The following is a 10708-nucleotide window of genomic DNA, read 5'->3' on the forward strand; positions in this document are numbered from 1 at the left end:
ACCGAGGAGCTCGACCGCACCGAGGAGCTCGACCGCACCGAGGAGCTCGACCGCACCGACGAGCGGCGCTGACCGAGTCGATCACAGCGGGGAGTTTGGCCGCGTCGGCAACCCTCCAGCCCCGCGCGCGGCCATCCGCCCTCGCGCGCGGCGCGTGCGACGGACGAGCGACGTCAGTCGGTGCCGGAATCGAACGCCGCGCCCTCGGACACGGTGTCGACCGCATCCGCCAGGCTCTCGTCGGCCTCGGAGATGGAGCCGTGGACCGACTCGGTGATCTCGGCGGACTCGCCCGCTGTCACGCGACCGACCAGCTCCCCGGTCGCGCCGCCCACGAGGCCGAGCCCCGCGTACTGCTCGAGGCGGGCACGGGAGTCGGCGATGTCGAGGTTGCGCATGGTCAACTGACCGATGCGGTCGACCGGACCGAAGGCGGCGTCGCCGACACGCTCCATCGACAGCTTCTCGGGGCCGTACGACAGGTTCGGCGAGACCGTGTCGAGGATGGTCCAGTCGTCGCCGCGGCGCAGACGGATCGTCACGGTGCCCGAGATCGTCAAGCCGACCCAGCGCTGGATCGACTCGCGCAGCATGAGCGACTGGGGCTCGAGCCAGCGGCCCTCGTACATCAGGCGTCCGAGGCGGCGACCCTGCTCGTGGTAGGTCGCGAGGGTGTCTTCGTTCAGGATGCCGTTGACCAGGCGCTCGTAGGCGATGAACAACAGCGACATGGCCGGAGCCTCGTAGATGCCGCGCGACTTCGCCTCGATGATGCGGTTCTCGATCTGGTCGCTCATGCCGAGGCCGTGGCGTCCGCCGATGGTGTTCGCCTCCATGACGAGGGCCACCGGGTCGCTGTACTCCACGCCGTTGATCGCCACGGGGCGGCCGCCCTCGAACGTGACGGAGACGTCTTCGGTCTCGATCGCGACCGACGGGTCCCAGAACTTCACGCCCATGATCGGGTCGACGGTCTCGAGCGAGACGTCGAGGTGCTCGAGGGTCTTCGCCTCGTGCGTCGCGCCCCAGATGTTCGCGTCGGTCGAGTAGGCCTTCTCAGCGGAGTCGCGGTAGGGGAAGTCACGGGCGACGAGCCAGTCGCTCATCTCCTTGCGGCCGCCGAGCTCGGTGACGAAGTCGGCGTCGAGCCACGGCTTGTAGATGCGCAGACGCGGGTTGGCGAGCAGGCCGTAGCGGTAGAACCGCTCGATGTCGTTGCCCTTGTAGGTGGAGCCGTCGCCCCAGATGTCGACGCCGTCCTCCTTCATGGCACGCACCAGGAGCGTGCCGGTGACCGCGCGGCCGAGGGGGGTGGTGTTGAAGTACGTCTTGCCGCCGGAGCGGATGTGGAAGGCGCCGCAGGAGAGGGCGACCAGGCCCTCTTCGACCAGCGCGGTCTTGCAGTCGATCAGGCGCGAGGCTTCGGCGCCGTACTCCAGCGCGCGGCCCGGGATCGACGCGATGTCGTCTTCGTCGTACTGTCCGAGGTCGCCGGTGTAGGTGAAGGGCACCGCGCCCTTCTCGCGCATCCACGCGACGGCGACGGAGGTGTCGAGTCCTCCGGAGAAGGCGATGCCGACGCGCTCGCCGACGGGCAGGGACTGGAGGACCTTGGACATGCTTTCCAGTCTATCCGCGACCGGCGTGTCGCCCCGTGCCGCGTGACGGCGGAGACCCCCGCTTCAGACGCGTAGGATTTCGACCCGCGACGCGGCATGCGAGGCGGCCGTGGTGCTGATGCGGAGATCAGCGTTGGTCAGCAAGTCGGAGCTCTCGGACGTCTTCCGGGGTGAGGGGCGGTCCGCCCGGGATGACGAGACGGCCGCCCCTCTCGAAGGAGTTGTCCGGGGCGTTCATCTCGATACGGATGCCGTTGCCGTCGAGGACCAGCTCAACAGGGCCGGGGACCAGTCCGACGCATTCGCGGAGAGCGGCGGGAATGACGATCCGTCCCGACTTATCCATGTGTGCCTTCATGTCATCACGATGGCATGCGCCCGCGGACCGGCGCCATGTCCTTCGGAGGATTCCTGTGCTTCATATCAGCGGCTCGCGTGCAGAGAGTGCGCGGTGGCGTTGGTCACACCGAATGCCGACTACTCCGACTGGGCGACATCTTCGTGGCGTGCCGTGCGCAGCGGGGAGAACAGGACGATCAGCGCGGCGAGCGCGAAGACCACCACGGCTACCGCGATCGTCGCGCGGTAGCCGAACGCGGTGGCGAGGCCGCCGGCGACCAGCGCGCCGACGAGGAAGGCGACGCGGTTGACCGTGCGGATCGAGGCGTTCAGCCGCCCCTGCATGTGGTCGGGGGCCGCGGCCTGCCGGTAGCCCATCTCGTTGGGATCCTCCAGGCCCATGCCCAACCCGAACAGGAGTTGCCCGATTCCGAGGGGAATGGCGACGATGGCGAGAGAGGCGATGTCCGAGAGGGGGAGGACGACGATCGCGGTCCAGGCGACCGCCGACAGGATGCGTCCGGTGAGCACGGCGCCGCCGACGCCGAAACGTCTCCCCGCCACAGGGGCGAGGAGGGCTCCGATGAATCCGCCGACGCCGCCCATCGCCAGGACGATGCCGAACGCCAGCGGATTCAGTTCGAGTTCCCTCAACGCATAGGGGGCGAATGCGGTCAGCGCGATGCTGTTGCCGAGGAACCACACATTCACCGACGCCGCCATCGGCGCGAGGATGCGATGGGAGTAGGTCCAGCGCAGGCCCTCCGTGATGTCGTGCCCGAGGTGGCGACCGTCCGTCCGGCGTCGCGCCTTCACCTCCTCGACGCGGATCCGACTCAGCAGGACCGCACTCACGAGATACGCGACCGCATCGATGAGGATGGCGAACGGGGCCCCGAACCAGCCGACGAGGGCACCGCCGATCGCCGGGCCGGTGGTCTGGGCGACGGTGCCCGCCTGTCCGAGGCGCGCATTCGCCGCGACGAGCTGGTGTCGTGGCACCAGTCGGGGGAGCATCGGCTGCGCGGCCGAGTCCGCGACGAGGGTCAGCGCGCCGTAGAGCAGGAACAGGGCGCCGAACGACCAGACGGTCAGAGTCCCCGTGAGCCACAGCACCGGCACGAGCGCCAGCATCAGAGCGCGACCGATGCTCGCGAAGACCATAGCGGGCTTGCGTCGCCATCGGTCCATCAGAGCGCCGGCCACCAGGCCGAAGAGCAGGTAGGGCACGACGTTGGCCGCGTTGAGCAGGCCGATCTCGAACGGCGTGGCGTCCAGTGTCGTCACGATCAGGACCTGGAACGCGATCGCGGTCACGGCCCCGGTGAACGCGCCGAGAGTGGACGACGACCAGAAGAGGGCGAACGCGGGGACGCGCAGGATCTCTGTCGGTCTGTCGCTCATACCGCCCCGCTCCGTCGCCACCCGCTGCTGTCATCCTATTCACCGCGTTCTCCCCTGGTGCGTCGAGCCGGGAGACGCCGGACGAAGTGGGAGAGTAGGCCCCACGGAGGTGCGATATGGGTGCAGCAGTGCTGTGGGGCGTGGTCGCGGCGGCGCCGCTGTTCGTCGGAGCGGTGCTCGCCCTGCTCCGGAAGTGGCCGCCGCGGTGGCTCGGCATCGTCCTCGGGTTCGGCGCCGGTGCCCTCATGGCCTCGATCGCGTTCGAGCTCTGGGAAGAGGGGCTCGACCTCGCCGGCCCCGTCCCGCTGGTGATCGGCGTCGCGGCCGGCGCCATCAGCTACTACATCGCCGATCGCATCCTCGATGCCCGCGCGGCGAAGACCAAGTCGCAGGCGGGTGGCGGCCAGCTTGCCGTCGGCGCCCTGCTCGACGGCATCCCCGAGCAGCTCGTGCTCGGCATCGGCCTGGCGTCAGGCGAGCCGGTGAGCATCGCGCTCGTGGTGGCCATCCTCGTATCCAACCTGCCCGAGTCGATCGGGTCGGCCGCCGACCTGCTCGAGGGCGGCATGGCCAGATCCCGGGTGCTGCTGCTCTGGGCAGGAGTGGCCGTGATCTGTGCGGCGGCGACGGTGGCGGGATTCGCGCTGGCGAGTGTGACCGGCGACGCCTTCCGATCCGCATCGAGCGGGTTCGCGGCGGGAGCGCTGCTGGTGATGCTCGTCGACTCGATGATCCCCGAGGCCCAGTCCAAGGCGAAGGAATCGACGGGGCTCGCCACCGTGCTGGGCTTCGCGCTCGCCGCAGGGCTGGCTTTGGCGTGAGAGTGCGCGCGACGGCAGACCCCGCCGCCGCGACTCAGATCTTTCCGTGCGTCGAGTCCCGTCGCACGCTGCGACCGGAGAGGCTCTCGATGTGCAGGACCAGAGGAAGGCTCCGATCCTCACCCGCCCAGGGGTGGATGCGCGCGGCGACGGCGGCGGCATCGCCTTCCGGCGCGCGGGAGAGACTGCCGTGCAGAAGCACGCTCCACGCCGTGCTCCCGAGCGGATCGTGGTAATCGACCTCGAACGAGACGTCGACCGTCTCGCGCGTCAGATCGGCCAGCGGGCCATCGGGCGACGTTCGCAGAAACAGATCGTGTCCGGAGACGGCGAAGTTCACGGGATGGATCCGCACACGTCCGTCGTGGACGAAGCCGATGCGTCCTATCGTGGTCGTGCTCAACAGATCGTAGGACTGCTGTTCATCGAGTTCTCGGATCATGCGCGTTCCTTCCCTCTGCAGCCAGTGTAGTCAGCGCTCCGGAGGCCTTCGGGCGAGGCGCTCCGTCGATCGCGACCCCGCCACCCGGCGGACGGGAAGCGCCGGATACGCCTCGACTGGCGGGTTATCCTCGGGGGCGACGTGCACGAGGCTGGCCGGACGCCGCCCCGTCCGCGGCCGAGGACAAAGGAGTTCTGATGACTGACACGACCCTGGCACGCCCGCCCTTCGACCCCGAACTCGAAGCCGCACTCGCCCTCGTCGGCGACCAGCTGCCGTCCACTCTCACGCCGGAGATGATCCCGCTCCTGCGCCAGTCCCCGGTCAGTGGCGAGGACGAGATCTTCGCCGCGCTCGCCGACCGCGGGTTCACCTATCGCGACGTGACGATCCCCGGGCACGGGGGTGACGAGATCGTCGTCTCCGTGATCGAGAAGGAAGGACGGACGGGCACCGGCCCCGGGTTCTTCCACACCCACGGCGGCGGCATGATCATCGGCAATCGCTGGCTCGGGGTCGTCGGCTTCCTCGATTGGGCTGAGCGCTTCAACGGTGTGATCGTCACGGTCGAATACCGGCTGGCTCCCGAGTTCCCCGATCCGTACCCGGTGGAGGACTGCTATGCCGCGCTGCTGTGGACGGCCGAGAATGCGGGGGAGCTCGGCATCGACCTGTCGCGACTGATGATCGGCGGCGGCAGTGCGGGCGGCGGTCTGGCTGCCGGCACCGCGCTGCTGGCCCGCGACCGGAGGGGCCCGGAACTGATCGGGCAACTGCTCATCTACCCGATGCTCGACGACCGCGACGAGTCGGTCTCGACCCGACAGATCGACGGCATCGGCGTCTGGGACCGCGGATCGAACGTCACCGGGTGGACGGCGCTCCTGGGCGACCGCAAAGGCACCGACGACGTCTCGATCTATGCCGCCCCGGCCCGCGCCACCGACCTCAGTGGGGTGCCGCCGGCGTTCATCGACTGCGGCAGCGCCGAGGTGTTCCGTGATGAGGACGTCGCCTACGCCACCAAGCTCTGGGAAGCCGGGGTCCAGGCCGAGCTGCACGTCTGGGCCGGCGGCTTCCACGGCTTCGACATGTTCGCTCCGCACGCTGCCGTCGCACAGGCCATGCTCGCCGCACGCGACAACTGGGTGAACCGACTGCTCTCCTGAGCCCCAACTGCCCTGCGCGGTTTCCTCCCGGCGCACTTTCTGTCGGTTTCAGGGTCTCAGAACGACGGAAAGTGCGACGGGAACCCGGAGGGGAGGACGCCGTAGGGTGGAATCCCCGCGCGATGGAGCCCGACATGCAAGATCTGCTGGGGCGGCTCACCGCCCTCGACCCGGATGCCAGCGAGACGCTCAAGGTCGTCACCTACTTCGACGCGCTCGTCGCCCGATCGGTCGGCGTGGAGAGCATGCTGCGCGGTGCCGCGGTGCTCAGCGGCGCAACGGTCGGCCAGCGCGACGGCCGACAGATCGTACGCGTGCGTGCCGATGGGGTGCGCATCGATCCGGTCGAGCCCTCGCATGCCTGGCCCGTGCGGGACAGCGGACCGGGAGCGATCGCGTGGATCGAGCGTGACGGCGCTGCGCACACCAACGACGCGATGATCCTGGAACGTCTGAGCCTCGCCCTCGGCATCATCCGGGCTCGTCGCTCGGTCGGCCCGGAGAGCGCGGTCGAGCTCGCGATCAGTTCATATGCGGGAGCCGACGAGCGGGCTGCTGCTCTGCCGCGGCTCCGGCTCGGCGCGAGTGCGCTGCGGTTGGTCGCCTCGCCGCCCGATCCCGCGCCCCTGCCGCAGCATCCGTCGGCTGTGGTCGCCACCCGGCACGGCCTCACCCGGGCGACCATCCTGGATGCGCAGATGGATGCCGTGAGCGCCTGGGCCGACGGCGAAGGGCTGCGACTCGGACTCGGAACCGCGGGACCGGGGGAACAGCTTCCCCGGTCGTGGTCCTCCGCACTCGTGGCGGTCCGGCTGACCAGCCCGGCCGAACCGGTCGTCGACGCCGCCGACCTCGGCGCCCTTCTGCTCGTCGCGGAGGTCGCCGAGCAGGGACCGCTCCATCCGGATGCCGCTGCGCTCGCCGCCCTCGACGACCGCAGCCGCGAGCTGCTCGACGCCGTCGCCGAGGAGCAGAGCGTACGTGCCGCCGCCGTGCGCCTCGGTCGGCATCACTCGAGCGTGCAGGAGCGCTTGATCGCGCTCGTCGATGGCCTCGGCTACGACCCGCGCACACCTCGAGGGCACGCGCGGTATGTGCTCGCCCGGATGCTGCTCACGCTCGGGTCCTGAGCAGGTCGCCTCAGTTGAGCGCCGACGTCAGGCGGAAGACCCCGTCGAGGAACGTCGACTTCGCGGGCTCGCGCAACCACTCCTCGAGGGTCAATTCACGCCCCGCGGCGCGGTACTTCTGCTCGACCGCGCGCATCTGAGTCACGAAGGACTCTCCGCGCACCAGCAGCGACATCTCCGAGTTCAGGCTGAACGAACGGATGTCCATGTTGCTCGAGCCGATCACCGCGACGTCGTCGTCGATCGAGAAGTGCTTGGCGTGCAGGATGTACGGCGCCGGGTAGAGGAAGATGCGCACTCCCGCGCGCAGCAGCGTCTCGTAGTAGGAGCGCTGAGCGTGATAGACCATCCCCTGGTCGCCGAGTTCCGAGACGAACAGCTGCACGTCGAGTCCACGCTGGCACGCTGTGGTGATGGCGTAGATCATGGCCTCGTCGGGTACGAAGTACGGGCTGGTGAGGATGACCTTCTCAGTGGCGCCGTGGATGAGGGAGAGGAACATCCGCAGGTTGTTCTCGGTGCCGTACGCCGGACCGCTCGGCACCATCTGGCAGTGCAGGTCGGCGCCCGTGGGCTTCGACACGGCGGATGCCGGGACCCGCTCGACGGCCGACAGATCCTCTCCGGTCTCGATCACCCAGTCGGAGAGGAAGACGGCGTCGACCTGCGCGACGACCGGGCCTTCGACCCGCGCGATCAGTTCCTGCCACATCAGCCCGCGCTTGATGTTCTTCTCGGCGTTGTAGTCGCGCGAGATGAGGTTCTGGGAGCCGACGAAGCCGACCCTCCCGTCGACGACGACGAGTTTGCGGTGGTTGCGCAGATCGGGGCGCTGGTACTGCCCCTTGAACGGCCGCACCGGCAGCATCCACGACCAGATGACACCGATCCGGTCGAGCTCGGCAAAGGTCTCCTCGGACTTCGGGATCTTGCGTGACGCGATGTAGTCGGCCAGCAATCGCACGGTGACCCCGCGCGCGACTGCTCTCTCCATCGCCGTGAAGAACCCGTGGGTGGTGGCGTCTCGTGCGGCGATGTAGAACTCGACGTGCACGTATCGCTCGGCCGTGTCGATCGCGGCGGCCATGGCATCGATCGACCCCTGATAGTCGTCGATCAGCTCAGCCGACGAATCGCCGACCACCGGCAACCCCGTGAGCGCATGATTCTGCTGAGCGACGCGTTGGAGCCAGCGCGGGGCCCCCGCGTCCGGGTTGTCGACGGCTTCGGCGGCGATCATCTCGGTGACGCGCTGCTGCTCTTCCCGGCGCCTCCTGGGCAACCGGAAGTTGCCGATCAGCAGGTAGAGGCCCATGCCGACGAAAGGCACCAGGAACACCAGCAGCAGCCATGCCATCGCCGCCGTGGGCTTGCGGCCGCGGGGGATGTAGATGAGTGCGACCACATTGATGGCGAGGGCCGCGAGGGCCAGGATCATCCAGATCAGGTTCGCGGAGACAAGCGCGTCCATGCATCCTCCTTCGAGGTGATGCCTGAGTGTGACACGCGGTGCAGGGGGCGCGGGTGCGAGGCTCATCCTGCGCGGGTGGGGCGCTCGTGGCGGTGCGGATGCCGCGCGCGATCACTCGAAGCCCGGGTACTCCTGCAGCTTCGTCTCGAACTCGTCGCGGTCGGCCTCGCCGAGCACGCCGCTGGCGATCACGACGAGCTGCAGACCTTCGAGTGGTTCCCCGGTGCGGGCCGCCTGCGCTTCGCGTGCGGCGAGGAAGCCGCCGTCCTGGTCGTTCGACAGGTCGTAGATGTTGGCGTAGAACCGCATCGGATCGGGGTAGTTCTCGGTGTAGTACTCCCACGTGTGCTGCGTGCGGGGATCGTCGCTTCCGTAGAGCTTGGCGATCATCGACGGGTCGATGCCCGACCCCGTGGGGTCGTTGAAGGAGTAGAGGTTCCACAACCCGTGCTGCACGACCACCTCGTCGATCGCGGCCATCACCTCCTGCTTGCGTGCGTATCCCTGCACGGGCTGCTCGGTCGCCCACGCCGCCGAGGTGTACTCCACGAGCATCGACTCGCCGCCGTAGCCGTTGCGCTCGGGGCGCAGATCCTCATCACCCACGGGGACCCAGGTGAAGCCGAACTCCTGCGTGAGCCGAGTGCGGATGTCGGCGAAGAGCTCCTCGGACTGCGCCCGCACCTCCTCGAGGGACTGCTGCGACAGGGTCTCCTGCGGATCGGTGCCCTTGATGCCGGGGTACCCCTCGGCGTGCTTCTGATCGGCGGTCTTGGCGCCCTGGTAGCTGCCGGCAGCCGAGGTCTGCAGGGCGCTCATGCCGCCGACCGTGGCGACGTTGAACAGGACGGTCACGATCAGGGCGATCGCCCCCAGCTTGCGCGCCTGCGGCGAGAACAGTGCGGCGATGACCACGGCGACGACCACGAGCTGCGCCGTGAGCATCGTGACGCCGTAGAGGAGGTCGGTGCCGCCGGCGATCAGCGTGCCGAGCAGGGTCAGTGCGAAGAGGACGGCGACGGCGAGGGCGATCCAGCCGAGGGCGCTCGCGGAGGGCTGGGGTTCGTCTGCGGACGGCATCGGGGCGACGGTGGGCGCCGGAGCGGGTGCGAACGCTTCACGTCGCGCACCGCGATATCCGCCGGGCGGAGGGGCGGGGGGAGCCCCCTCGGTGCCTGCCAGGTAGCGCGCCCGCTGCTGCTCCGGATCCATCACCACGGCTTGTCCGTTCCCGTGCCGCCGGGATCGTCGCCCTGCTGCTGATCCCGCTCCTGCGTGCCCTGTTCGAGCTTGCCCTCGAGCTCGTCCAGCTTGCCCTCGGAGGGCTGTTCGTCTTCGCCGGGCTGCTGCTCGGGTTCCTGCGGCTCCTGCTGCTGCTCCTGCTGCTTCTGCTTGAGGCGATCCTCGGTGCCGTCGAGGGTGCCCGACATGTCGCGCTGCGGGTCGGAGGACTGCTGCTGTGCCTCTTCGCTGTGGCACTCGTCCGGAGTCTCCACCGTGATGGTCAGCGCCTCGCCGTAGAACTCGGCTGCGGCGGCACCGTCGCCGTCGGCACGCGCGTCGTCGCCCATGCGCTCGACGACGAGTGCGAGGTTGATGCGCACTCCGCAGACCTCGAGTCCGGTCGCGAGGTCGAGTGCCTCTTCGAGCTCGGTCCGGGCTTCGGGCAGCTGTTCGGCCGCGCCGAGGGCGGTCCCGATGTTGAACGGCGCCTTGTACGGCTCGAACCAGTTGAGGAAGTCCTGTCCGCGTGCTGATGCTTCGGATCCGGCGAAGTCGTCGACCACGTAGGCGGTGATCGCCTGGTGTGCGAACGCGTACATGCTCAGCAGCTTTCCCACGAAGAGCAGGGCGGCGAGGGTGAGCGGGATGGTCCCGATCGCGACCCAGCGGCGGATGCTGCGGCGACGACGGTTCGACCGGAGCAGCGCGGCTGCACGCTCCGCCTGATCCGAGGGGCCGGGCGAGCGCGTGACGGGGTGTGTGCGAAGCTCGGTCACGCCCACCCCCTCACCGGTCGTCGACCGCGCGGTGGGAGACGAGTGGTCCTCGGAAGGGGCGCGGACGAGGCGCTGAACATCCTATCCGCGGATGCTTTCGGCTTCATCCCAGAAGGGGCGGGGTGGGAAGATCCCGCCCCGCCCCTTCTCTTGACGCGTTCGACTAGGCCGCGGGGCGCAGTTCGAACTTCAGGTAGTCGGCTCCGGAAGTCACGCCGCAGTTCCACTGGCCGTAGCTCGCTCCGTCGGCGATGTTGCCGTCGCGGAGGGTGAGGCACTTGCCGGAGTGGCTGGCGGCGAGCTGGCTGTAGCC

Annotated in this window: 10 protein-coding genes; 3 read left to right on the plus strand and 7 right to left on the minus strand. The window is 68.9% G+C overall.

The annotated features are described in order from the left end of the window. Nucleotides 1-173: 173 nt before the first annotated feature. The 3 genes from argG to DW298_RS00200 form a co-directional block, all read right to left on the minus strand. Complete coding sequence (argG, locus tag DW298_RS00190) at nt 174-1619, minus strand: argininosuccinate synthase (RefSeq protein ID WP_136040488.1); 1446 nt, start codon at nt 1617-1619, stop codon at nt 174-176. A gap of 127 nt (nt 1620-1746) precedes the next feature. After that, the gene (locus tag DW298_RS00195) at nt 1747-1965 is read right to left on the minus strand and encodes an AbrB/MazE/SpoVT family DNA-binding domain-containing protein (RefSeq protein WP_205820187.1); all 219 of its coding nucleotides are present in this window, start codon (nt 1963-1965) and stop codon (nt 1747-1749) included. Nucleotides 1966-2096: 131 nt separating this feature from the next. Beyond that, nucleotides 2097-3362 carry an MFS transporter gene (locus tag DW298_RS00200; RefSeq protein WP_136040489.1) on the minus strand — a complete coding sequence of 422 codons (1266 nt, stop codon included), beginning with the start codon at nt 3360-3362 and terminating at the stop codon, nt 2097-2099. A 116-nt stretch (nt 3363-3478) separates the two neighbouring features. Between DW298_RS00200 and DW298_RS00205 the strand changes: the two genes are divergently transcribed. Beyond that, nucleotides 3479-4183, plus strand: a complete 705-nt coding sequence (locus tag DW298_RS00205) for a hypothetical protein (protein ID WP_136040490.1) — start codon at nt 3479-3481, stop codon at nt 4181-4183. Between the two features lie 34 nt (nt 4184-4217). Here the strand turns inward: DW298_RS00205 and DW298_RS00210 are convergent, their stop codons facing one another. Next, a complete protein-coding gene (locus DW298_RS00210; protein ID WP_136040491.1) occupies nt 4218-4625 on the minus strand; it encodes a pyridoxamine 5'-phosphate oxidase family protein in 408 nt (135 codons plus the stop codon). Nucleotides 4626-4822: 197 nt separating this feature from the next. Between DW298_RS00210 and DW298_RS00215 the strand changes: the two genes are divergently transcribed. Together DW298_RS00215 and DW298_RS00220 are read left to right on the plus strand one after the other, a co-directional pair. Then, entirely contained in the window at nt 4823-5794 is a 972-nt protein-coding gene (locus DW298_RS00215; RefSeq protein ID WP_136040492.1) for an alpha/beta hydrolase, read from the plus strand. Between the two features lie 134 nt (nt 5795-5928). Next, nucleotides 5929-6924, plus strand: a complete 996-nt coding sequence (locus DW298_RS00220) for a hypothetical protein (RefSeq protein WP_240744945.1) — start codon at nt 5929-5931, stop codon at nt 6922-6924. Between the two features lie 10 nt (nt 6925-6934). On the opposite strand, the gene cls is transcribed toward DW298_RS00220, so the two are convergent. The 3 genes from cls to DW298_RS00235 form a co-directional block, all read right to left on the minus strand. Further along, a complete protein-coding gene (gene cls, locus DW298_RS00225) occupies nt 6935-8395 on the minus strand; it encodes a cardiolipin synthase (protein ID WP_136040494.1) in 1461 nt (486 codons plus the stop codon). Between the two features lie 111 nt (nt 8396-8506). Then, entirely contained in the window at nt 8507-9475 is a 969-nt protein-coding gene (locus DW298_RS00230; protein WP_240744947.1) for a hypothetical protein, read from the minus strand. A 131-nt stretch (nt 9476-9606) separates the two neighbouring features. Beyond that, complete coding sequence (locus DW298_RS00235; protein WP_136040495.1) at nt 9607-10395, minus strand: hypothetical protein; 789 nt, start codon at nt 10393-10395, stop codon at nt 9607-9609. Nucleotides 10396-10708: the final 313 nt, after the last annotated feature.

The sequence above is a fragment of the Microbacterium sp. A20 genome, assembly GCF_004794515.1.
Classification (GTDB): Bacteria; Actinomycetota; Actinomycetes; order Actinomycetales; family Microbacteriaceae; genus Microbacterium.